Annotated in this window: 22 protein-coding genes; 3 read left to right on the forward strand and 19 right to left on the reverse strand. The window is 69.7% G+C overall.

Annotation, left to right across the window (positions count from 1 at the left end; translation table 11 throughout):
- Positions 1-12: 12 nt before the first annotated feature.
- The 16 genes from BJ979_RS13275 to polA form a co-directional block, all read right to left on the reverse strand.
- A complete protein-coding gene (locus tag BJ979_RS13275; RefSeq protein ID WP_179568562.1) occupies positions 13-1,581 on the reverse strand; it encodes an AAA family ATPase in 1,569 nt (522 codons plus the stop codon).
- A gap of 160 nt (positions 1,582-1,741) precedes the next feature.
- Entirely contained in the window at positions 1,742-2,929 is a 1,188-nt protein-coding gene (locus BJ979_RS13280; protein ID WP_179568564.1) for a hypothetical protein, read from the reverse strand.
- A 179-nt stretch (positions 2,930-3,108) separates the two neighbouring features.
- Positions 3,109-4,305 carry a zinc ribbon domain-containing protein gene (locus BJ979_RS13285; RefSeq protein WP_179568566.1) on the reverse strand — a complete coding sequence of 399 codons (1,197 nt, stop codon included), beginning with the start codon at positions 4,303-4,305 and terminating at the stop codon, positions 3,109-3,111.
- 138 nt (positions 4,306-4,443) lie between these two features.
- Positions 4,444-6,510: an excinuclease ABC subunit UvrB gene (uvrB, locus tag BJ979_RS13290; RefSeq protein ID WP_179568568.1), complete on the reverse strand. Its 2,067-nt coding sequence runs from the start codon at positions 6,508-6,510 to the stop codon at positions 4,444-4,446.
- A gap of 107 nt (positions 6,511-6,617) precedes the next feature.
- Entirely contained in the window at positions 6,618-7,217 is a 600-nt protein-coding gene (gene coaE / locus BJ979_RS13295; RefSeq protein ID WP_179568570.1) for a dephospho-CoA kinase, read from the reverse strand.
- 134 nt (positions 7,218-7,351) lie between these two features.
- Positions 7,352-8,812, reverse strand: coding sequence for a 30S ribosomal protein S1 (rpsA, locus tag BJ979_RS13300; RefSeq protein ID WP_179568572.1), 1,461 nt, complete (start codon positions 8,810-8,812; stop codon positions 7,352-7,354).
- Positions 8,813-9,023: 211 nt separating this feature from the next.
- Entirely contained in the window at positions 9,024-9,644 is a 621-nt protein-coding gene (locus BJ979_RS13305) for a hypothetical protein (protein WP_179568574.1), read from the reverse strand.
- 67 nt (positions 9,645-9,711) lie between these two features.
- Positions 9,712-11,391, reverse strand: a complete 1,680-nt coding sequence (locus tag BJ979_RS13310) for a DUF885 domain-containing protein (protein WP_179568576.1) — start codon at positions 11,389-11,391, stop codon at positions 9,712-9,714.
- 35 nt (positions 11,392-11,426) lie between these two features.
- Positions 11,427-11,696 carry an HPr family phosphocarrier protein gene (locus BJ979_RS13315; protein ID WP_141163647.1) on the reverse strand — a complete coding sequence of 90 codons (270 nt, stop codon included), beginning with the start codon at positions 11,694-11,696 and terminating at the stop codon, positions 11,427-11,429.
- 72 nt (positions 11,697-11,768) lie between these two features.
- Entirely contained in the window at positions 11,769-12,809 is a 1,041-nt protein-coding gene (locus BJ979_RS13320) for a zinc-dependent dehydrogenase (RefSeq protein WP_179568578.1), read from the reverse strand.
- Between the two features lie 6 nt (positions 12,810-12,815).
- The gene (locus BJ979_RS13325; RefSeq protein ID WP_179568580.1) at positions 12,816-13,286 is read right to left on the reverse strand and encodes a PTS mannitol transporter subunit IIA; all 471 of its coding nucleotides are present in this window, start codon (positions 13,284-13,286) and stop codon (positions 12,816-12,818) included.
- Positions 13,287-13,290: 4 nt separating this feature from the next.
- Complete coding sequence (locus BJ979_RS13330) at positions 13,291-13,599, reverse strand: PTS sugar transporter subunit IIBC family protein (protein ID WP_179568582.1); 309 nt, start codon at positions 13,597-13,599, stop codon at positions 13,291-13,293.
- A gap of 32 nt (positions 13,600-13,631) precedes the next feature.
- Entirely contained in the window at positions 13,632-14,897 is a 1,266-nt protein-coding gene (locus tag BJ979_RS13335) for a PTS transporter subunit EIIC (RefSeq protein ID WP_179568584.1), read from the reverse strand.
- Between the two features lie 71 nt (positions 14,898-14,968).
- Positions 14,969-15,922, reverse strand: a complete 954-nt coding sequence (locus BJ979_RS13340; RefSeq protein WP_179568586.1) for a 1-phosphofructokinase family hexose kinase — start codon at positions 15,920-15,922, stop codon at positions 14,969-14,971.
- Positions 15,919-16,683: a DeoR/GlpR family DNA-binding transcription regulator gene (locus BJ979_RS13345; RefSeq protein WP_141163653.1), complete on the reverse strand. Its 765-nt coding sequence runs from the start codon at positions 16,681-16,683 to the stop codon at positions 15,919-15,921. The genes BJ979_RS13340 and BJ979_RS13345 overlap by 4 nt, the downstream gene beginning before the upstream one ends.
- A gap of 225 nt (positions 16,684-16,908) precedes the next feature.
- Positions 16,909-19,566: a DNA polymerase I gene (polA, locus tag BJ979_RS13350; RefSeq protein ID WP_179568588.1), complete on the reverse strand. Its 2,658-nt coding sequence runs from the start codon at positions 19,564-19,566 to the stop codon at positions 16,909-16,911.
- 132 nt (positions 19,567-19,698) lie between these two features.
- On the opposite strand from polA, the gene BJ979_RS13355 reads away from it, so the two are divergent.
- The gene (locus tag BJ979_RS13355) at positions 19,699-20,115 is read left to right on the forward strand and encodes a PaaI family thioesterase (protein WP_246287164.1); all 417 of its coding nucleotides are present in this window, start codon (positions 19,699-19,701) and stop codon (positions 20,113-20,115) included.
- 60 nt (positions 20,116-20,175) lie between these two features.
- On the opposite strand, the gene BJ979_RS13360 is transcribed toward BJ979_RS13355, so the two are convergent.
- The 3 genes from BJ979_RS13360 to BJ979_RS13370 all read right to left on the reverse strand — a co-directional run bounded on the left by BJ979_RS13360 (position 20,176) and on the right by BJ979_RS13370 (position 22,361).
- Positions 20,176-20,778, reverse strand: a complete 603-nt coding sequence (locus BJ979_RS13360) for an ANTAR domain-containing response regulator (protein WP_255447266.1) — start codon at positions 20,776-20,778, stop codon at positions 20,176-20,178.
- A gap of 348 nt (positions 20,779-21,126) precedes the next feature.
- Complete coding sequence (locus tag BJ979_RS13365) at positions 21,127-21,372, reverse strand: hypothetical protein (RefSeq protein ID WP_179568592.1); 246 nt, start codon at positions 21,370-21,372, stop codon at positions 21,127-21,129.
- The gene (locus tag BJ979_RS13370) at positions 21,363-22,361 is read right to left on the reverse strand and encodes a hypothetical protein (protein ID WP_179568596.1); all 999 of its coding nucleotides are present in this window, start codon (positions 22,359-22,361) and stop codon (positions 21,363-21,365) included. The genes BJ979_RS13365 and BJ979_RS13370 overlap by 10 nt, the downstream gene beginning before the upstream one ends.
- A 367-nt stretch (positions 22,362-22,728) precedes the next feature.
- On the opposite strand from BJ979_RS13370, the gene BJ979_RS13375 reads away from it, so the two are divergent.
- A complete protein-coding gene (locus BJ979_RS13375; RefSeq protein ID WP_179568598.1) occupies positions 22,729-23,088 on the forward strand; it encodes a hypothetical protein in 360 nt (119 codons plus the stop codon).
- Complete coding sequence (locus tag BJ979_RS13380; RefSeq protein ID WP_179568600.1) at positions 23,081-23,308, forward strand: hypothetical protein; 228 nt, start codon at positions 23,081-23,083, stop codon at positions 23,306-23,308. The genes BJ979_RS13375 and BJ979_RS13380 overlap by 8 nt, the downstream gene beginning before the upstream one ends.
- Positions 23,309-23,479: the final 171 nt, after the last annotated feature.

The following is a 23,479-nucleotide window of genomic DNA, read 5'->3' on the forward strand; positions in this document are numbered from 1 at the left end:
CCGCGCGCCGCATCATCGGCCGGTCGACTCCAGCCAGCGCAGGTAGTTCGTGTAGCGCTGGTGCAGGTACTTCAAGGCGAGCAGCTCGTCGTAGTGGCGCCCGTAGAGCTTGCGGGTCGCGGCGATCGCGCCGATCGCCGCCTCGACCGCCGTGATCCGGCGGGAGGTCTCGAGCGCGTCGAGCCCCTCGAGGCCGCCGGACGCCTGCGCCAGCAAAGCGCCGACGGGGTCGTCGCGGTCGAGACCGAGCGAACGGAACTGCTCGCCCGACTGCCGCCACAGGTCGCGCAGCCAGGCCACCGCATCCGTCGCCAGCTCGCGATCGAGCTCTCCCTCGAAGCGCGGATGCGTCGGGTTCGGCAGCAGCTTGCCGCGCAGCACGAAGGGCAGAACCGCGGCGACGTCGTCGAGCGTCACCGCGCCGACGCCCCGGAACCAGGCCATCGCCTTCGCGTAGAGGATGAGGGTCTGCAAGGCTCGCACCGAGATGCTGTTGACGGTCTGCGCGCCGAGATCGACCTCGAGGTCGGCGCCGCCGTTGCTCTCGATCGCCTCGGAGACGCTCGCGCCGCCCGTCGCGACCGTGTCCTTCGTGCGGTACTCGAAGGCGCGCCCGCCGTGCTGCACGAACTCGAAGTGGCTCGTGAAGAACTCCAGCCGACGCCGCACCTCGGCGGGCAGCGGCACCGCGCGGACCTCGGCCGCCATCCGCGTGCGCCGGTCGGCGTCGAAGCGCAGCTCGACCGGCACATGCTCCTCGGGGCGCTCGCCGGCCTCGACCCGCGCCACCAGCTCACCGAAGAAGCGGCTGTTGAAGCCGAGCGCCGCGACCGTCACGTCCATGCGATCGCGCAGCGCCTGGATGACCGGGAAGGTGCCGCCGCCGGCGTCGTCGTTCGCGGTGAAGTACCAGGCGTCGACGCCCGACTCCCCCGCGGTGCGCAGCTGCTGGTCGTAGCTCTCGACGTAGCCCTCGGCCACCATGGTGAGCAGCGCCGACTGCGTCTTCGTCGGGATGCGGTTGTATTCGTCGACGATCTTGACCGGCCGGGCGAGCCAGCCGCGCCAGGCGACGCGCACCGCATCCAGGCTGTCGGCCTCGACGAGATCGCGCGGCAGCGGGGCGCCGACCAGGTCGCTCACGGTCAGCTGCGGCTGCCCCTGCACGACCGAGGTGCGCACCCGTGTCGGCTCGTCGCCGGCGAGCACGCCCATCAGCACGGCGAGCGTCGTCTTGCCGCGTCCCGGGCCGCCGATCAGCAGACAGCGGCCGCCGACCGCGAAGGTCAGCAGCGGCAGCAGCACGTTCGACGAGTAGGACTGGTCGGTGGCCAGCTCGAGGCGGGCGCCGGCGTCGCCGAGCTCGAAGCTGAGCGGTGCGTCCCGCGAGAACTCGACATCGTAGAAGGGCGAGATCACGGCGCGGTTGACGAGCCAGAAGTAGGCCTGCCGCAGCCGCTCGTCGAGCGGCGGATCGACCGGAGCCGCCGTGGCGAAGAGGTCGTCGGCGTTCAGCTCGGCGCCGGCGTCGGCGCCGCTGCGGGTGGGCGAAGACGAGATGTGGCTCCACCGATCGCTCATGGCGTCACTCTATTGCGAGCGGCTGTCGGGAACCGGGCGACCGCCCGGGAACGCGGCAGCGGCCGCCGACTCGGAGTCGACGGCCGCTGTGCGGACGGTGTGGTGCGGTGCTGCGTGCCGGCCGGGCCGGCTCCGGCGGTCCGGGCAGCGCGAGCCGCGATCACTGGTAGCTGACGGTCACCTTGTCGCCCGACACCTTGATCGTGCCGAAGAGGTAGAAGGTGTCGGTGTCGGTCTTCGGCGTGTAGTCGCTGCTCGAGCTGTAGCGCTGCTGGTAGGTCGCCGTCGCCTTGCCGCCGTCGCCGGTGAAGCGCAGCGTGCTGCCGTTCTGGATCTTGATGGTCGGGTAGCTGTCGACCTTCCAGGTCAGGCCCTGGTAGTCGCCGTAGGCGTAGGTGTAGAAGGGGCATCCCGACGGACGGGCCTCGGTGCTCGCGGCGCACTTGTCGAGGTTCGCCGCGATCTGCTTCTCGACCTCCTTCTGCAGCGCCGCGGTGGGCTGGATGTCGATGTCGGCGCTGCCGTCGGAGCCGTAGGCGCCGACCACGATCTTCGCGTTCTCGGCCTCGAGCCACTTGTTCGAATCCGGGGTGCCGACGTCGTAGACGCCGGGGTAGGCGAGGATGCTGAGGTAGCCGCCCGACTTGCGCGCCACGTCGACCTCGACGCCGTTGACCGACACCGAGTCGGCGCCGCTCGCGCTGACGCCGATCGGGCGCGCGATCGACTTGTCGACGACCCACTTGTCGAAGAACACCGCCTGCTTGCCGGCGCGGGCGAGCTGTAGGCTGACCGACTGCTTGCGTCCGTCGACGGTGAAGGTGACGCGGGTGTAGCCGCCGGCGCCGACGTTGCCGACCTGCACGTCGCTGATGCGGTTCTCGGCCTTCGCGAGCACGTCCTTGCTGTCGAGCAGGGTCGTGTCGTCGCGGCTGGTGCTCTCGGGCTCGACCATCTTCGTGGCCTTCGCGAGGTCGCCCGAGGCGATCGCGTTCATGTAGTCGCGGGCGACCGTCTGCGGCGAGAAGAAGGTCGAGCTGACGACGTTGAGTCCGACGGCGCCGACGATCACGGCGCCGAGCACGATGCCGCCGATGACGATGCCGCGGGCGAGTCCCGACATGCCGGGGTTCGCGTTCGGGTAGCCGGGGTGGCGCGGGGCGGCGGGCTTGGCCGGCTTGCCGGGGGCGCCGGCGTAGGCCTGCTGCTGGGGCTGCTGCGGGGCGCCGTAGGGCGTCGCGCCCGGCTGGGAGGCGGTGGGCTGACCACCCTGCGGCTGCTGCTGCGACCCGTAGCCGAAGCCGCCCTGGGGCTGCTGGGGGGTGTTCGGATCGTAAGGCGTCGACATGGGGTGCGCTCCGTGCTCGTGAGGTGTCGTGATCGTCGTCAGGTGTCGTCGGTCCGGTGAAGGACTCCGCATCACCCTACGGGGAACCCGAGGGCGATTCGACGTCGTGTCGGATCCATCCTCCCCCGCGGCGGCGCCGGCGCGCGATGGAGACGACTCCCCATCCGCGGTCCCGCCGGTCACGAGAAGGTGACCCGCACCGTGTCGCCCGAGATCCGCACGTCGCCGTAGAGCGAGAACGTGTCAGTGTCGACCCGCGTGGTGTACGCCGAGCTCGCGCCAGAGCGCTGCTGATACGTCGCCGTGGCCGATCCGCTCTCACCCGAGAAGCGGATGCCGCGGTCCGATTGGAGAGACAGGTCGGGGTAGCTGTCGATCTTCCAGCCGAGCCCCTGCACGTCGCCATAAGCGGACACGCGGAACGGGCAGCCTCTCGGGCGGGCGTCCGTGCTGGCGGCGCAGTCGTCGAGGTGGGCCCTGACCTGCGACTCGACCTCCTTCTCGAGCGCGGCGGTCGGCGTGACCGCGAGGTCGGCCGACTGATACGACCGGCCGCTGCGGCCGATTGTGAGCTTGGCCTTGTCGGCCACGACCCACTTGCTGGTGTCGGGAATCGTCAGGTTGTAGACACCCGGGTAGGCGATCAGACGGATGCTGCCGTAGGTCCTCGCGGGCAGGTCGACATCGACGCCGTTCACCGAGACCGTGTTCGAGCTCCGGGCGCTGATCGCGATCGTGCCGGCGAGCGAATCGGCGATGACCCACTTGTCGAAGAACACGGCCTGCGTGCCCTCGCGCTCGAGGCGCAGGGTGGCGCTGGTGGTACGGCCATCGAGCGTGTAGCTGACGGTCGCGTAGCCGCCGCTCGACACTCGCGAGACCCTGACGTCGCTGATGCGGTTCTCGGCCGACTTCAGCACGTCGCTCGTCACGAGCGTGGCTCCGGGATCGCCCTTGCCGTCGGGCTCGATCATCTCGTCGGCCCTCTCGAGATCGCCCGAGGCGATCGCATTCAGGTATTCGCGCGCGACGGCCTGCGGCGAGAAGGCGACCTCGCGGATCGTGTTCACGGCGACGACGCCGACGACGAGCGCGGCGATCACCATTCCGCCGATCACGATGCCGCGAGCGAGCCCGGTCGTGCCCGGCGTCGAGTTCGGGTAGCCGGGATGACGTCCGTCGGCGCCGGAGACCGACATCGATGAGAGGGATCGTGCTCCGCCGTAGGGGGCGCCGTACGGGGTTCCGGCGCCGGCGCTCTGCGGCGCGACCGGCTGTCGTCGCGGTGCGGCCTGCGGCGCGCCGTATCCGAACCCGCCGCTCGCGTCCGTGCTCGGCGGCGGCGAGGAGGAGTTCGGATCGTTCGGGGTGGACATGCGCTCTGCTCCGTGCGGTCGTCGTGGAGTCGGGAAACCCCGCCCGGGAAGTCGAGGGCACTCCGACGCCGGGCGGCGATGGATCCATGGTGACCCTGCGAGGGCACGGGCGCGATGGACACCGCTCCCCATCGGCGCTCAGCGCACGTGGCCGGCGGCCTCCATCTGACGCAGCTCCTTCTTGAGGTCGGAGAGCTCGTCGCGCAGTCGTCCCGCGAGCTCGAACTTGAGCTCGTCGGCGGCGGCCAGCATCTGGCTGTTGAGGTCGGCGATGATCGCCTCGAGCTCGTTCGCGCCCTTCGCTGCGAGCCCCTCGCGGCGCAGGTTGGGTGTCGCAGCGCGCTTGCCGGTGTCGCGGCCCGAGAGCAGCTTCGCCGTGTCGGCGCCCTCGCGAGCGAGCACGTCGGTGATGTCGGCGATGCGCTTGCGCAGAGCGGTCGGCTCGATGCCGTTCTCGGTGTTGTAGGCGATCTGCTTCTCGCGCCGACGCTCGGTCTCCTCGATCGCCGAGGCCATCGAGTCGGTGATGTTGTCGGCGTACATGTGCACCTCGCCCGAGACGTTGCGAGCCGCGCGGCCGATCGTCTGGATGAGCGAGGTCGAGCTGCGCAGGAAGCCCTCCTTGTCGGCGTCGAGGATCGCGACGAGCGACACCTCGGGCAGGTCGAGGCCTTCGCGCAGCAGGTTGATGCCGACGAGCACGTCGTAGACGCCGGCGCGCAACTCGGTCAGCAGCTCGACGCGGCGCAGGGTGTCGACGTCGCTGTGCAGGTAGCGCACCTGCACGCCGGCCTCGCTGAGGAAGTCGGTGAGCTCCTCGGCCATCTTCTTCGTCAGCGTGGTGACCAGCACGCGCTCGTCGCGCTCGACACGGGTGCGGATCTCCTCGAGCAGGTCGTCGATCTGCCCCTTCGAGGGCTTGACGACGATCTGCGGGTCGACCAGGCCGGTCGGGCGGATGATCTGCTCGACGATGCCGTCGGCGACGCCCATCTCGTAGCGGCCGGGGGTGGCCGAGAGGTACACCTTCTGGCCGACGCGGTCGAGGAACTCCTCCCAGCGCAGCGGCCGGTTGTCGAGCGCGCTCGGCAGGCGGAATCCGTGCTCGACCAGGGTGCGCTTGCGGCTCGCATCGCCCTCGTACATCGCGCCGATCTGCGGCACGGTCACGTGCGACTCGTCGATCACGACGAGGAAGTCGTCGGGGAAGTAGTCGAGCAGCGTGTTCGGCGGCTGACCGGCCACGCGGCCGTCCATGTGGCGGGAGTAGTTCTCGATGCCGTTGCAGAAGCCGATCTGCTCCATCATCTCGAGGTCGAAGGTCGTGCGCATGCGCAGTCGCTGGGCCTCGAGCAGCTTGCCCTGGCGCTCGAGCTCGGGCAACCTCTCCCCCAGCTCGGTCTTGATCGTGCCGATCGCCTTGTGCATCGTCTCGGGGCTCGCGGCGTAGTGCGTGGCCGGGAAGATCGAGATCGCATCCATCTTGCGGATCACCTCGCCGGTGAGCGCGTGCAGCTCGTAGAGCGCCTCGATCTCGTCGCCGAACATCTCGATGCGCAGCGCGTGCTCCTCGTACATCGGGATGATCTCGATCGTGTCGCCGCGCACGCGGAACTTGCCACGAGAGAAGTCGATGTCGTTGCGCTCGTACTGCATGCCGACGAACTGGCGGATGAGCCGGTCGCGCGAGACGCGATCGCCCACCTGCACCGCGACCATCGCATCCAGGTACTCCTCCGCGGCGCCCAGACCGTAGATGCAGGAGACCGTCGACACGACGACGACGTCGCGCCGGGAGAGCAGCGAATTCGTCGTGGAGTGCCGCAGGCGCTCGACCTCGGCGTTGACCGAGGAGTCCTTCTCGATGAAGGTGTCCGTCTGCGGCACGTAGGCCTCGGGCTGGTAGTAGTCGTAGTAGCTGACGAAGTACTCGACCGCGTTGTTCGGCAGCAGGTCGCGGAACTCGTTCGCGAGCTGCGCCGCGAGGGTCTTGTTGTGCGCGAGCACGAGCGTCGGGCGCTGCACCTGCTCGATCAGCCAGGCGGTCGTCGCCGACTTGCCGGTTCCGGTCGCGCCGAGCAGCACGATGTCGGTCTCTCCGGCGTTGATGCGCCCCGCCAGCTGCTTGATCGCGGTCGGCTGGTCGCCGCTCGGCTGGTACTCCGAGATGACCTCGAAGGGGCGGACGGAGCGGGTCGGTTCCATGACTCCAGCCTAGGGACGGCCACCGACACGCGCTGGCGCGTCCAGCCTGCGCGCAGAGCGCAGGAGCCGCCGCCGCGTCGGCTGCGCCACGGTCGCGACTGCGGGACTCAGCCCCGATGCGCCGCCCACCACTCGTCGACCTGGGCGAGCGTCTGCGCGAGCGTGCCCGAGGCGTCGATCACCGTCGTCGCGACGGCGAGCCGCTCCTCGTCGCTCGCCTGCGCGGCGATGCGGCGCTCGGCCTCGGCGCGGTCCATGCCGCGCAGCTCGACCATGCGACGGATGCGCTCCTCGGCGGGAGCGTGCACGACGATCACCTCGTCGAAGCCGTGCTCGCGACCCCGCGACTCGACCAGCAGCGGCACGTCGTTGACGACGACCGCATCCGGGTCGGCGGCCAGCGCCGCATCGCGCAGGGCGCGGGTGCGCTCGCGGATGGCCGGATGCGTGATGCCCTCGAGCACGACGCGCTTCGCCGGATCGCTGAAGACGATCGCGCCGAGCGCCGGGCGGATGAGGCGGCCGTCGGCATCCACCACCTCGGGCCCGAACTCCTCGACGATGCGGGCGAGACCCGGTGTGCCGGGCTCGACGACCTCGCGGGCGACGACATCCGCGTCGATGATGACGGCGCCGTGCTCCGCCAGTCGCTGCGCGACGGCGCTCTTGCCCGCCGCGATCCCCCCAGTCAGTCCGATCCAGCTCACCGATCCAGCCTAGGTGCTGCCGCCCCGTCGGCCTCAGCCCCCGTTATGCGGCTTGACGCCGGAAGCCGGCCAGCACCCGAAGGCGCTGACCGGCTTCCGAAGCGATCTCGGTCTCACGACCGATCAGGCTGCGATCAGGCGTTACCCGACAGCTTCTCGCGCAGAGCCGCGAGCGACTCGTCGTCGGCGAGGGTTCCGCTGCCGCTGTCGCTCGAGTAGCTCGACGACGTGCTGGGGAGGAAGTCCTCGTTGTCGCCGGCCGCCTCGGCCGCGAGGATCTGCGCCTTGTGCGCCTCCCAGCGGGTCTGGGCAGCGGCGTACTCGCCCTCCCAGGCCTCGCGCTGGGCCTCGAAGCCCTCGAGCCACTCGCCCGTCTCCGGGTCGAAGCCCTCGGGGTACTTGTAGTTGCCCTGCTCGTCGTACTCGGTGACCATGCCGTACAGCGCGGCCAGGCCCGAGTCGAACTCGTTCGAGTTCGGGTCGATGCCCTCGTTGGCCTGCTTCAGCGAGAGGCTGATGCGACGACGGTCGAGATCGATGTCGATGACCTTGACGAAGACCTCGTCGCCGACCGACACGACCTGCTCGGCGAGCTCGACGTGCTTGGTCGAGAGCTCCGAGATGTGCACGAGGCCCTCGATGCCGTCGGCCACGCGCACGAAGGCGCCGAAGGGGACGAGCTTGGTGACCTTGCCCGGAGCGATCTGGCCGATCGCGTGGGTGCGGGCGAAGACCTGCCACGGGTCCTCCTGGGTCGCCTTGAGCGACAGCGACACGCGCTCGCGCTCCAGGTCGACCTCGAGGATCTCGACGGTGACCTCCTGGCCGACCTCGACGACCTCGCTGGCGTGCTCGATGTGCTTCCAGCTGAGCTCGGAGACGTGCACGAGGCCGTCCACGCCGCCCAGGTCGACGAACGCGCCGAAGTTGACGATCGACGAGACGACGCCCTTGCGGACCTGGCCCTTCGAGAGGTTGTTGAGGAAGGTCGAGCGCGACTCCGACTGGGTCTGCTCGAGCAGGGCACGACGGCTCAGGACCACGTTGTTGCGGTTCTTGTCGAGCTCGAGGATCTTCGCCTCGATCTCCTGGCCGAGGTACGGCGTGAGGTCGCGGACGCGACGCAGCTCGATGAGCGAGGCGGGGAGGAAGCCGCGGAGGCCGATGTCGACGATGAGGCCGCCCTTGACGACCTCGATGACGGTGCCAGTGACGACGCCGTCGGACTCCTTGATCTTCTCCACGTCGCCCCAGGCGCGCTCGTACTGCGCGCGCTTCTTCGACAGGATCAGGCGGCCTTCCTTGTCCTCCTTCTGGAGAACGAGGGCCTCGACGGTGTCGCCGACCTCGACGACCTCGTTGGGGTCGACGTCGTGCTTGATCGAGAGCTCGCGCGAGGGGATGACACCCTCGGTCTTGTAGCCGACGTCGAGGAGGACCTCGTCGCGGTCGATCTTGACGACGGTGCCCTCGATGAGGTCTCCGTCGTTGAAGAACTTCAGCGTCTTCTCGACCGCGGCCAGGAAGTCGTCAGCGGATCCGATGTCGTTGATCGCGATCTGCTTGGGGGCCGAGGCGGTCGTAGCGGTAGTCATGTAGTGGTTGCTCCGTGGGGCGGATGCCCGGGGGTCAGGTCAGGCCGACGTCGATGAACTCGGATGAGTTCGAGCACGATTCGACCTGAGTGGAATCGGACCCTCCGACGACGGCGCGCGGATGGGATGTCGCAGAGAAGCGACGTTCTAGCTTAGCCACAGGAAGGTAACCGTTCAACAACGCGGTCGATTCCCCCGCGGCTGCTCCGACTCAGAGGGCGCCGATGCGCACCACCTGGAGGTACGCGGATCCGGACGGCAGGTGCAGTCCTGCTGCATCGTCGGGCGACAACACGTCGATCCAGTTGAGGACGACGCTGATCGAATCCGCGTCGGAGGCGCCGCGAAGCGCGAAGGCGCGCTCGACGAATCCACCCTCATTCACATGCGCGGGTTCGCTCTGGAATCCGCGTGCCAGCATGCCCGCGATGAGCGCGTCGCGCGCCGCGGTCACCTGCGCCGACGGACGTCCGTAGTAGTAAGCCTGCAGCACCGGGATGTCGAGGGGGACGGAACCACCGTCGCCGACGACGGTCGTGCCCGCCACCCGCAGAATGCACGTCGCCTCGAGCGCTGGCAGTTCGGCGGGGAGGACGCCGTCGTACTGCTCGACTCCGGCCTGCGCCATCACGGCCAGCATCTCTTCCGAGCAGGCACCGCCGTCAGACGCTGTCGAGGAGGGAGCAGGCGAGGAGGGAGCCGCCGAAGCCGCCGGCACCACCGCATCCCGCGCGGGCGATCCCGCCGTGGGCGCGCTCGCGCAGCCCGCGAGGATGGCCACGATCGTGGCGGCGGGGACGAGGAGGCGGATCCTGTGGAGCAAGTCGAGCACCTTTCGACTCCTTCGAGAGTAGGTGCTGGATTCCTCCCAGTCCGCTCCCCCATGCGGGGGCCCGCCCTCAGTCCAGCAGCGCCGACTTCAGGGTGTCGAGGCCGACGCCGCCGATGTTCAGCGCGCGGGTGTGGAAGCGCTTCATGCCGAAGTCGGCGCCCTCGCGGCGGCGGTACTCGTCGCGCAGCTGCTCCCAGATGCGCTGGCCGACCTTGTACGACGGCGCCTGTCCCGGCCAGCCGAGGTAGCGGTTCGTCTCGAAGCGCACGAACTCGTCGGGCATGTTGACGTTGGCGCGCAGGAAGGGGAAGGCGTCGTCGCCCGTCCAGACCTTGTCGCTGCCCGGCATCCGCTTCTCGAGGTGCACGCCGATGTCGAGCACGACGCGGGCGGCGCGCATGCGCTGGCCATCGAGCATGCCGAAGCGGTCGGCGGGCGCGTCGAGGTAGCCGAGGTCGGCCATGAGGCGCTCGGCGTAGAGCGCCCAGCCCTCGGCGTGACCCGAGGTGCCGGCGAAGCGGCGCCAGGTGTTCAGCTCGGCCTTGTTGAAGGTGGCCTGAGCGATCTGCAGGTGATGACCGGGCACGCCCTCGTGGTAGACGGTCGTCAGCTCGCGCCAGGTGTCGAACTCGGTGACGCCTTCCGGCACGCTCCACCACATCCGGCCCGGGCGGGAGAAGTCGTCCGACGGGCCGGTGTAGTAGATGCCGCCCTCCTGCGTGGGCGCGATGCGGCACTCGAGCGCGCGCATCTCGGGCGCGATGTCGAAGTGGGTGCGGCCGAGCTCCTCGATGGCGCGATCGCTGGTCTCCTGCATCCAGCGCTGCAGGGCCTCTGTGCCGTGCAGCTTGCTGGCCGGGTCGGCGTCGAGGAAGGCGATGGCCTCGGCCACTCCCCCGCCGGCGACGATCTCGGCGGCGATCGACTCCTGCTCGGCGACCATGCGCGCGAGCTCCTCGATGCCCCACTCGTAGGTCTCGTCGAGGTCGACGGTCGCGCCGAGGAAATCGCGGGAGGCGAGCGCGTAGAGCTCACGGCCCACGGCGTCCTTCTCCGGTGCGGCGGGCGCGAGCTCCTGCTCGAGGAACTCGGCGAGGCGGCCGTAGGCGGCGGTCGCGCCGGCCGCGGCCTCGTTCAGCTCGGCGCGCAGGGCGGCCGGGAGCTCGGCGCCGTCGGCCGTGGCCGACCCGGCGAACTCGCCGAAGAAGCCCTCGGGCGCGGACTGACGACGTGCCTGGGTCGCGACCTCGCGCACCTGGCGGATGGCCGGCACGACGCCCGTGCGGATGCCCTCGCGCAGCGTGGCCTGGTAGCCCTCGAGCGCGGTCGGGAGGTTGCGCAGACGACGGGCGATCGCCTCCCAGTTCTCCGGCGTCGCTGTCGGCTCGAGGTCGAGGATGTCGCGCAGCTCCTGCGCGGGCGAGGCGATGACGTTGAGATCGCGCAGCAGGAAGCCGGCCTCGTGCTTCTCGATCGCGAGAGAGAGCTCGCGGCTCAGGTCGAGCTTGGTGACCCGGTCGACCTCGTCGACGACGGGTGCGGCCTCGACCTCGGCCAGCGCGGCGCGGGTCGCGGCGACGGCGCGCTCGGCGCCCTCCGGCGAGTAGTCGGAGTACTCGCCCTCGCGGCCCGGACGGCCGAGGTACACGTGGAACTCGGGGAAGAGCTCGAGCTGGGTGTCGATCCATCGCTCGGCGACGGAATCGAGTTCGGTGGACGCGCGGCCGGGCTGGGGATCATTCGCCATGCTCCCCAGCCTGGCACACGCCTCCGACGGAGCGACTACTCCTTGTCGAGGTCGCGCGAGAGCAGCGCGACGAGCTCGTCGAGCGCGGCCTCCGAGCCTTCGGCGTCGGAGGCCAGCGTGACCTCCTCGCCCGAGCCGATGCCGAGCGAGAGAACGCCGAGGATGCTGGCGGCGTTGACCGACTTGCCGGCGGCCGAGGTCAGGGTGACGGGGACGCCGGCCTTCGCCGCGGCCTGGCTGAACAGCGAGGCGGGACGGGCGTGCAGGCCGACGCTCGAGGCGACGGTGACGGTGCGTTCGGGCATGGGATCCTCCTGGTTGTCGGGGGTCGTGGTCGGTCGTGGAAGTTCGTGGGCATCCGGATGGATGCGCGAGCGCTACGGCTCGATGGTCACCTTGATCGCCTCGCCGCGGGCGACGAGCTCGATCCCCTCGAGCACCTGCTCGAGCGGGAGGCGGTGGGTGATGAGGTCGGCGACCGGCACGGCGCCGGTCGCGATGAGGCGCAGGGCCTCCGCGTTGTGGGCGGGGCTGGAGCCGTTCACCCCGAGCACGCTCAGCTCGCGGTAGTGCACGAGGTTCGCGTCGAGGGCGATCACGGCGGCATCCTTCGGCAGTCCGCCGAAGAGGCTCAGCCGTCCGCGCCGGGCCAGCATCTGCAGGCCGAGCTCCTGGGCGCGCCCGGACGCGGCGGCGGTGATGACCGCATCCGCCCCGTCGCCGCCCGTGGCCTCCAGAACCCGGGCGACGATGTCGCCGTCGCCGGCCGCGAGAGCCAGATCGGGCTTCACCACCTCGGCCGAGGCGGCGAGCCGCTCGGCGTTGAGGTCGATGAGGATGACGCGCTCGGCGCCGCGGGCCCGGGCGAGGCGCACGTGCAGGCAGCCGATCGGCCCGGCGCCGATCACGACGACCGTGTCGCCGGCGCCGACGCCCGCGATCTCCTGGCCGTTGAGCACGCAGGCGAGCGGCTCGGCCAGCGAGGCCTCGGCGAAGGAGAGACCTTCGGGGATGCGGTTGAGACCGTCGACCGCGAGCACCTCGCGGGGCACGATCATGTGCTCGGCGAAGCCGCCCGCGAACTGGTACCCCATCGACAGCTGATTGCGGCACACCGCAGGGTGGCCGGCCCGGCACTCGCGGCACGTGCCGTCGGGGATCGCGGCGATGACCTGCACGCGATCCCCGACAGCCCAGCCGTCGACCGCACGGCCGACCTGGGTGATCTCTCCCGCGATCTCGTGGCCCATGACCTGCGGAGGGGTCATGTTCGGGTGGCCCGAGCGGGAGATCTTGACGTCGGTTCCACAGGTCGAGCACGCGCGAACGCGGATCACGACCTCGTCGTCAGACGCCACCGGGTCGGGATCCGTCTCGAGACGGATGTCACCGGGGGCGTGGAACCTCGCGACTCTCACGTGGGTCTACTCGTCCTCGTCCTCGGAGGCGAGCAGCTCGTAGACCTTCTCGGGAGTCGTGGCGCCGCGCAGGGCGGCCGCCTTCTCCGGGTCGAGCAGGATCGTCGCGAGCTGCGAGAGCAGGGCGATGTGCCCGTTGCCCTTCGCGGCGATCCCGACGGCGACGCTGACCTCGTTGCCGTCCCAGTCGACGGTGTCGGGGAAGCGGATGACGCTGAGCGCATCCGACTTCACCGCCTCCTTGCCGGCGAGGGTGCCATGCGGGATCGCCACACCCTCGCCGACGTAGGTGGACACCGAGTTCTCGCGCTCGAGCATCGCGTCGATGTACGACGCGTCGATCGCGCCGGCATCGAGCAGCGCCTGGCCGGCCTGACGGATGGCGTCATCCCGGCCCGTCGCGCTCGACTCCAGCCGGATCGACTGCTCGGCGAGCAGCTCGGTCAGCGGCTTCGACTCGTTCGACTCGTCGCTCATCGCCTCAGACCTCGACCGTCTCGCCGTTCTGGATCGCCTTGACGATCTTGGTGACGGCGGGGTCGCCCAGGAAGAGCTGGAAGGGCACGACCGGGACGTCGGGGACGACGCCGCGGGCGCGCTCGGCCAGGCTCGCCTGGGTCACGACGACATCGGCGTCCGACGGGATGTGCGCGACGGGCGAGTGCTCGACCGTCACCCCGCTCTTCGCGAGCTGCTTCTTGAGCGTGGAGGCGAGCATGACGCTCGATCCCATGCCCGCGTCGCAGGCGACGATGAGCTTCTTCACGTTCGATCCGTCGATGGTTGTCATGAGGGGTCTCCTTCAGTGAGTGACGGTGTCGGTCAGGCCGCGGAACCGGCCGCGGGCTGGTTCTTCGACTCTGCCTTATTCTGCGCGGTCTTCTCCTGAGCCGCTTCCAGATCGATCGCGGCATCCGTCGCGCTCTCCTTGCGACCGAAGCCGAGCAGCAGCGCGCCGACCACGAAGGTCACGGCGGCCGAGATGATCACGCCGGCCACGATCAGCGGGATCTGCGTGGGCGGCGAGACCGCGACCCAGGCGATGATGCTGCCCGGCGACGCGGGTCCGACGAGGCCGAGACCGAAGATCGTCTCCCAGAGCACACCGGTCGCACCGCCGACGATGGCGGCGACGATGAGGATCGGCTTCATGAGCACGTAGGGGAAGTAGATCTCGTGGATGCCGCCGAGGAAGTGCACGACCATCGCGGCCGGGACGGTCGGGCGGATCGCGCGGGGTCCGAAGAGGAGCATCGCGGTCAGGATGCCGAGGCCGGGCCCGGGGTTCGACTCGATCATGAAGAAGATCGAGTGGCCCGCGCCGGCGCCGGCCTGCTCGATGCCGAGCGGGGTGAAGACACCGTGGTTGATCGCGTTGTTGAGGAACAGCACCTTGGCGGGCTCGACGACGATCGACACCAGCGGGAGGAGCCCGGCGTTGACGAGCGCGTTCGCCAGCCAGCCGAGGCCCTGCGTGATCCAGAAGGTCAGCGGGCCGACGACGTAGAGGCCGATGACCGCGAAGACCGCGCCGACGATGCCGGCCGAGAAGTTGTCGACGAGCATCTCGAAGCCGCCGCGCACCTTGCCGGAGATGAAGTTGTCCCACCACTTCATCACGAGAGCGGCCAGCGGTCCGAGCACGAACGCCGCCAGGATGGTCGGTCCGATCTCGGCGATGCTCTTCGGGGCCGAGACCTCCTCGCCGTTGAGCGGGATCGCGACGAGCTTCAGCGCGACCGGGGCGAGCATCGCGCCGATCAGCGCCACGGCGCCGACGACGCCGCCGCGGTGGCCGTGCACGTTCTTGCCGCCGGTGTAGGCGATCAGGATCGGGATGAGGATCGTGATCAGCGGCCCGACGATCGAGCCGATCTGGTCGGTGATCGGGAGGGTCTGGTCAGCCGGCAGGCCGCCCCAGTGGGCGATGAGGTTGATCCAGCCGGTGGGGATGAACAGCGTGGTGACGATACCGAACGCGATGAACGCGCCCAGGTTCGGCATCACCATGCCGGCGAGGAACGCGCCGAACCGCTGAACGCGGGCGCGGGCCCCGGTGCCGGTGGCGGCGGGGGTGTAGTCGGACATCGGGGGTACTCCTTCGTACAGAGTGAGTTGCGGTGGTAGTGGTGGTGCAGGTTTCAGCGGCGCCAGGGGCGTCAGCCGGCCACGAGGGGCCGATCCAGGTCTGGCTGCCATACCAGCTGGACGTTCTCAGGGTGCAGGTCGCTCGGCGAGGGCACCGCGCTGCCGGGGAGCCCCGTCGCGGCGGCGCCCCAGGTGAGCCCCTCGGTGAAGGCCCCGACGAGATCGCTCTCATCGCTGCCGTACTTCGAGAGGAACCCGGCGAGCAGGCAGTCCCCCGCGCCGACCGGGCTGACCGGACGGGCGACGGGCGACTCGCCGACGAGCTCGGTGTCGTCGGCGACGAGCACGGCGCCCGCGGCGCCGAGCGTGACGAGCACGATCGCGACGCCCGAGTCGCGCACCTCGCGCGCGGCCTCGAGCACGTCGGCGATCGTGCGCAGCGGACGGCCCACCAGTTCGGCGAGCTCGTCACGATTGGGCTTGAGGATGCGCGGCGCGGCGGCGACGGCGGCGGCCAGCGGGTCGCCGCTCGTGTCGACGGCGACCGAGGCTCCCGCGGCGGTCGCGGCCTCGATGAGCGCGCGCACGTCGTCGGCGATGAGCCCGGGCGTGCCGCTGCCGGAGACGACGAGCCAGTCGCCCGGGCGGACGGTGCCGCGCAGGGCCGTCGCGATCGCGAGCAGATCATCGGCGTCGAGCGGCGATCCCGGCTCGTTGAGCTTGGTGACGATGCCATCGCCGCCGACGATGCTGAGGTTCGAGCGCGTGCGGCCGCTCACGGCGACGTAGCGGCCGTCGACGCCCGCCGCATCCAGCAGCCGGCCGAGCTCGCTGCCCTCGGCGCCGGCGACCGGCACGACCGCGATCGAGGCGTGGCCGTTCGCGGCGAGGGCGCGGGTGACGTTGACGCCCTTGCCGCCGGGCTCGAGCACCGGGGCCGAGGTGCGCAGCACGCGGCCCGGCTCGAGACGGTCGAGCGTCACCGTGCGGTCGAGGCTCGGGTTGATGGTGAGCGTGACGATCACGGCGCGATCACCACCCGCGGGCCGGCGTTCTCGAGGTCTTCGGCGAGCTCGGCGTCGATCGCCGCGTCAGTGATGATCGTGTCGATCGCCGAGATCGGGGCGACGCGGGCGAAGTCCTCGCGGCCGAACTTGGAGTGATCGGCCAGCAGCACCGTGCGGCGCGCGGCCGTGATCAGCTCGCGCTTGACCGAGGCCTCGGCCATGTCGGGCGTGGTGAGCCCGCGCTCGACGCTGATGCCGTTCGTTCCCATGAACGCCACGTCGGCGAAGACCTCGCCGATCTGCGCCCGCGTCCACTCGCCGACGGCGGCGAGGGTTCGCGGGCGCACGACTCCACCCAGCAGGTGCAGGCTGATGTTCGGGCGCGCGACGAGCGCGGCGGCCACGGGAAGACTGTGGGTGACGACCGTGAACTCGCGGTCGGTGGGCAGCAGCTCGGCCAGGCGCACCGTCGTGGTGCCGGCGTCGAGGATGATCGAGCCGCCGTCGGGCAGCTCGTCGAGCGCGGCGCGGGCGATCGACTCCTTCTCCCCCGTGGCGCGCACCTCGCGGTCGGCGACGCCCGGCTCGATGCCGAGGCGCTCGACGGGGATCGCGCCGCCGTGCACGCGGCGCAGTACGCCGCGGCGCTCGAGGGCCGTCAGATCGCGGCGCACGGTCTCCGGGGTGACCGAGAGCTCCTTGGCGAGACCGGCGACATCCACGCGACCGCGCGAGCGCGCGGTGGCGAGGATCTGCTGGTGACGCTCCGGTGCGTACATCGATCGACCTCTTCGTGATCCGGGCGGACTTAGCTGGCAAAGTCCTGTGTTGATCTGTGCCCATAAAAGCCCGATTGCGTCCGGATGTCAACACCGGCGGACGGCGCGGCGTGGCGCACCCGGAGCAAAACGGACATGATCGGCGCTCACCACGAGGGAACCCCCGCCAGCACGGGGCTGACGGGGGTTCCGGATATCGGCGGTGCGATCCGCGCGATCGGTGGATCAGTGGGCGGCGGCATCCCAGTTCGGGCCCGTGCCGACCTGCACGACGAGCGGCACCGAGAGCTCGGCGGCGCCCTCCATGCGCGAGCGCACGATCTCGGCCATCGCGTCCTGCTCGCCCTCGACGACCTCGAAGACGAGTTCGTCGTGCACCTGCAGCAGCATCCGCGATTCGAGGCCCTTGTCGCGGATGTCGGCGTCGATGTCGATCGACGCGCGCTTGATGATGTCGGCCGCCGAGCCCTGGATGGGCGAGTTGAGCGCCTGACGCTCGGCGTTGTCGCGCAGCACCCGGTTCGTCGACACCAGGTCGGGGAACGGTCGGCGGCGGCCGAAGATCGTCGTCGTGTAGCCGTCGACGCGCGCCTGCTCGACGACGCCGCGCAGGTAGTCGCGCACGGCGCCGAAGCGGGCGAAGTAGTCGGCCATGAGCTCCTTCGCCTCCTTCGTCTCGATGCGCAGCTGCTTCGACAGGCCGAAGGCGCTGAGGCCGTAGGCGAGGCCGTACGACATGGCCTTGACCTTGGTGCGCATGACCGGCGTCACATCCGCCGGGTCGACATGGAAGATGCGGGCGCCGACGAAGCGGTGCAGGTCCTCCCCCGAGTGGAAGGCCTCGATCAGGCCCTCGTCGCCGGAGAGGTGCGCCATGATGCGCATCTCGATCTGCGAGTAGTCGGCGGTGAGCAGCTGCGCGAACTCGGGACCGCTGCGGAACGCCGAGCGCACCTCGCGGCCGGTCTCGGTCTTGATCGGGATGTTCTGCAGGTTCGGGTCGTTCGACGAGAGCCGGCCGGTGCTCGATCCGGCCTGCTCGTAGGTCGTGTGCACGCGGTGGTCGGGCGCGATGGCCTTCTCGAGCGTCTCGACCATCTGCTTGAGCTTCGTCGCGTCGCGATGCTGCAGCAGCAGCGCCAGGAAGGGATGCGGGCTCTTCTCCTGCAGATCGGCGAGCGAGGCCGCATCCGTGGAGTAGCCGGTCTTGTTCGCGCGCGTCTTCGGCATCTGCAGCTGCTCGAAGAGCACCTCCTGCAGCTGCTTGGGCGAGCCGAGATTCACCTCGCGGCCGATCTCGGCGTAGGCCGAGGCGGCGTACTCGCTCGCGTTGGCGGTGAGCCGTGAGTTGAGGTCGCCGAGCACCTCGGCGTCGACCGTGACGCCCTGCAGCTCCATGCGGGCGAGAACCGGGATGAGCGGCACCTCGATGTCGGTCAGCACGCCGAGCGAGCCGGCGTCGAGCTGCGTCGAGAACTCATCGCGCAGGCGCAGCAGGTACCAGGCCTCGGTGGCCGGGCTCACCTGCGCCTCGGGCACGAGCTGGTTCGGGTCGGGCTCGGGCAGCGTCTCGCCCAGGTGGTCGTAGACCTGCTTCGACAGCGTCTCGGGCTTGTTGCCCGGTCGCAGCAGCCACCCGGCGATCGCCGTGTCGAAGACGACGCCGTCGAGGGGGATGTCGAGCTTGGCGAGCGCCTTGATCGCCCGCTTCGACTCGTGCAGCACCTTCGGCGCCGGGCTCGCCAGCCACTCCTCGAGGGCGGCGTAGTCGGGACGGTGCGCGCCCCACGGCACCCAGGCGCTCTCGGTGGCCGTGGCGATGCCGAAGCCGTCGAGCTCGCCGCCGTTCACCGTGACACGCAGACCGAGCGGCTCCCCCGCCTTCGTGGCGGTCTGCAGCCACTTCGCGAGCTCTTCGTCGACCATCTGCCGCACGGCCGGAGCGCCGGCTCCGGCGAGCGTCTGCTCGACGCCGTCCGCCGCATCCTCGGCCGTGCCCTCGAGCTTGATGACGCGGTCGAGAAGCGTGCGGAACTGCAGGCGGGCGAAGACCTCGCGCACCGCCGCGGCGTCGATCGGCTTGCGCTCGAGGTCGGCGGGCTTCGCGGGCAGCTCGACATCGCGCACGAGGCGGTTGAGGCGACGGTTTCGCACGGCGCGCTCCTGCTGCTCGCGCAGGTTGTTGCCGACCACGCCCTTGATCTCGTCGGCGTGCTTCAGCAGCTCATCGACCGTGCCGTACTGCTGGATCCACTTGACGGCGGTCTTCTCGCCGACCTTGTCGATGCCGACCAGGTTGTCGCTCGTCTCGCCGACCAGTGCGGCGATCTCGGGGTACTGCGCCGGCTCGATGCCGTAGCGCTCGACCACGGCGTCGCGGTCGTAGCGCTTGAGCTCGCTGACGCCGCGCACGTTCGGGTAGAGCAGGGTCACGTCGTCGTCGACGAGCTGGATCGTGTCGCGGTCGCCCGAGACGACGAGCACGCGGAAGCCGTCGGCCGCACCCTGGGTGGCGAGGGTGGCGAGGATGTCGTCGGCCTCGAAGTCCTCTTTGCTCAGGGTCGTGATGCCCATCGCGTGCAGCGCCTCTTCGAGCAGAGGGATCTGGCCGACGAACTCGGCCGGGGTCTCGGCGCGCGTGCCCTTGTACTCGGGCAGCTCGCGCGTGCGGAAGGAGAAGCGGGAGATGTCGAAGGCGACGGCGAGGTGCGTGGGCTTCTCGTTCTGCAGCAGGTTCAGCAGCATCGAGATGAACCCGTGGATGCCGTTGGTGTGCTGTCCGTCGCGGGTCACGAAGCTGTCGACCGGCAGCGCGTAGAACGCGCGGAAGGCGAGCGAGTGGCCGTCGATGAGCAGAAGGGTGGGCTTGTCGTTGTCCGGCACGCGATCAGCCTAGCGACGACCTCCGACAGTGCCGGAGCCACAGAGAGCGACGGCCGACGGGTCGCACGCAGCCGCGGCGGCATAGGCTCGCCGGGTCCGCATCCGACGCGAAGGAGCCCCCGCGTGACCCTGCTGCCGCCCGACCTCGACCCCGAGCTGGTCGACCGCATCGTCAACACGAAGGGCGGGTCGCTCTCGGTCAAGATGGGCATCGAGTTCCTCGAGCTCTCGGCCGAGCGCTCGGTCGCCCGCATGCCGGTCGAGGGCAATCAGCAGGTCATCGGCCTGCTGCACGGCGGAGCCCACGTCGTGCTCGGCGAGTCGCTCGGATCGATCTCGGCCGCCATCCACGCCGGTCCCGGCCGCTACGCCGTCGGAATCGAGATCAACGCGACGCACAGCCGCTCGGTCACCGAGGGCTGGGTCACCGGCACCTGCACCGCACTGCAGCTCGGCCGCACGCTGTGCACGCACGAGATCGTCAACACCGACGAGCAGGGTCGCCGCCTGTCGACGATCCGCATCACGAACCTGCTGCGCGACCAGTGAGACGCCGCGAGCCCCCGGTCTCCACGACGGAGAGCGGGGGCTCGCGGGATGTCTGCGGTGCTACTTCTTGGCGCCCAGCTGGTCGATGATCGCCTGGGCGACGTCGTGCATGGTGAGACGGCGATCCATCGACGCCTTCTGGATCCAGCGGAACGCCTCGGGCTCGCTGAGGCCCATCTTCTCGTTGAGCAGGCCCTTGGCGCGGTCGACGAGCTTGCGCGTCTCGAAGCGCTCGACGAGGTCGGCGACCTCCGACTCGAGCGTGACGATCTGCTGGTAGCGGCTCAGCGCGATCTCGATCGCGGGCAGCAGGTCGTTGGGCGTGAAGGGCTTCACCACATAGGCCAGGGCGCCGGCCTCGCTCGCGCGCTCGACGAGCTCCTTCTGGCTGAACGCCGTGAGCAGCACGACCGGGGCGATGTGGTTCTTGCTGAGCTTCTCGGCAGCCGAGATGCCGTCGAGCTGCGGCATCTTGACATCCATCACGACCAGGTCGGGCTTGAGCTCGGTGGCCAGGGCGACCGCGGTCTCACCGTCGCCGGCCTCGCCGACGACCTCGAAGCCGTTGTCGCGGAGGATCTCCACGATGTCGAGGCGGATGAGGGACTCGTCCTCGGCCACGACGACGCGGCGCGGACGGCTGATCTCGGTCTCGTCGGTCACGACCATGAGCCTACGGTATGTCCGTACATCCGCCGCGCGCGGGTGAACGGATGTGCACGACCCCGTCGACGGGAGCACCCGCGATGCGGGTGCGGTGCCGGATAACGGACTCGAACCCGATACGGGAACCCCGGATCCCCGTGATTTCGGGGAGTCAGTCGGTCTGTAGCTTGTCCGACGCGCCGAGTTCGCTGGGCGTAATGCGTTCATGGACACACAACGTGGCCTCGCTACCCCCGGCCGCAAGCGCCGCACCCTGCACCGACCGGCCACCTCCGCTGCCTGACAGGTCACGGCGATCATGGAAGAAGCGCCGCACCCCGGCCTGGGGTACGGCGCTTCTTCGATTCAGTCTCGGCGCTGGCGCGACTGGGGCATCTTGTGCGGGATGAACATCACCAGCACGAACGCGAGGATCGGCACCACCGACGCCGGACCGAGCCAGCTCGGTTCGTAGTGGTTCACGTTGAAGATGACGGTCGCGGCGATGCACCACACGATGCTCCCGATGAACCAGACGGTCCTCCACCACGGGGTGAAGTAGTAGCGGATACGACCCGCGACGGTGTCGGGAACCGTTGAGTTCATCGGCATGAGGACCCTCCGTAGGTGTCCCAGAACGGGAACGGATAGCTCACATGAGTGTAGGTCAGGGTGAGCTGGAGGCAACGCTTGGGCTTCGAGTTCTGCGCGACCGCGGCGGTGTAAGAACCGGTACCGCTGACGGCGAGGCACGCGGCACCGAAGGCAGCAGCACCAGCCGGGCCACCGACTGCACTACCAGCCGCGATGCACACGGCGGTGATTGCTGCCGGAGTGAATCCGTTGCTGGCGATGGCTGCGGTCTCGGCACGGTTCCACTTCACGAGGATCTGGAAGCCATAGGTGATGACGTGGTAGGTCGGGTCGGCGACGACGGGGTAGGCGATGCCGGAGGCCCGATGGTCGACGATCTGGACCAGGTTGTTGTCGCGGACGACGTATCGGGTCGGAACGTCCTTCCCGTTCGAGTCGATGGCCCAGGCGGCGTCCGCAGTGCCAATGACTACGGAGATGGCCGCCCGATGGCCCGTCTCCGGGTCGACCGCGTCCGCCGTGCGGACAAGCTCGACACTGCCGTCGGCCAGGAGCCTGGGGGCCACGTCGTCGGGCAGCGAGTATGCGTACTCGGTCGGCTGCGACTGCTCGCTGATGATCGTCGCGACTCGCGCCCCGTCTGCCACGGGGTGGATCGCGACGTCAACCGCCGCGCCCGTGCCGGCGTAGACGGTCGCCCCATCGCTGGCGGAGCTGGCGACCGGCGCGTCAGTGGGAAGGCCGACGGAGATCGTCGGCCCATCGGTGGCGCTGAGCACGAGGTCGCCGGCGGCGGACGCGGGCGTCGTGACCGTGACTTCGCCGTCGGGAGCCGCCGTGGCAGGAGCCGCGCCGACACTGCTGGCAGCGGCGTCCGCCTGTGCGGCGAGCAGCTCGGTCTCGTCAGGTGCCGCGAACGCCGCGGTGCTCGCCCCGGCGACGAGGATCGCCGATGCCAGGACCACCCCCGCCGCGCGCACTCCGTTGTGCATCAGTCGTGTAGCCATGCGCTGTCTCCTGTTGGATGAGTGAACGTCAACAACGCTAGACAGACTCCTCTACCCCCGCAGTCCGCACTTTGGAGGACGAGAAAAACTCTGACTAATACCCTGCGGCCAGAAGCCGCACGTCGTTGACGATTCGACCGAACCGGCACGGTACAGAAAGCCGAGGTCAACGAGAAGAGGCGATCTCGCCTCGCCCGCAAGGCCATCGGAGCGATTCCAATCGCCCCCCCGAACCGAAACACCCCGCTGGCCTCCCGTCGGCGGGACGTTTCTGCGTTCCCGGCACGGAGCGTCGGCGGCGTCCGGTAGGACTGCAGGCAACCCGAACACCCCTCAAGACCAGAGGGCCCCGAGCCCGAGGAGCGCAGTGGACCTGAGCACCTGGCCGCCCGGCGCGCTGGCGACCTTCATCGCGGCGGTCGTCGCCGGCGTTGTAGCTGTCACCTCGACGATCGCGACGATCATCGACGGCGCCGCCTCCCGCCGACGAACCAACGAGCTTGCGAAGCGGAAACAATGGTGGACCCGCTGGTCGTTCACCATCGAAAAGGCCCTCAGCGACGACCCCTCGGAACGCGAGATGGGAATGGTCAGCATGGACGCCCGCTCCGACATGCCGTGGCTGTCAGAAGACGACGAACGCATCGGGTACGCGATCTCCACAGCTATCATCAGGCGCAACAGCCCCAACGAACCGGACGCCCGGGAAGGTGAGGACGATGCCTGAGAAGAAGGACACCGACGTCACCATCGCCGCCGCCCGCTCGGTCGCCGAGAAGATGACTAAGCGGATCACGGAGCGTCACGGCAAGATCGAGAAGATTGCGACGACGCCCAAGCCTGGCAGCACAGTAGATCTCAAGACCGGCCGCCTGAAGCCGATCCACGTCCCCCACTCGGTCGACGGCGTCGTCGTCGTCGTCGAGATCATCCGCAAGAAGCAGTAGCGCTCTCTGCATCGAATCGCCCCGCGAGCATCACGCCGGCGGGGCGTTTTCGCGTCCCCGGGCCGGCGGCAGGTAGAACTGCACCCGGGCGGACCATCCAGGTGAAGATCCGGGCGCTCCCTGCCGGGGTGCACCGCATCTTCGCGTTCTCGGCCGCGTTTTCAGCGATTC

The sequence above is a fragment of the Schumannella luteola genome (genome assembly GCF_013408685.1).
In the GTDB taxonomy this organism is placed as follows: domain Bacteria; phylum Actinomycetota; class Actinomycetes; order Actinomycetales; family Microbacteriaceae; genus Schumannella; species Schumannella luteola.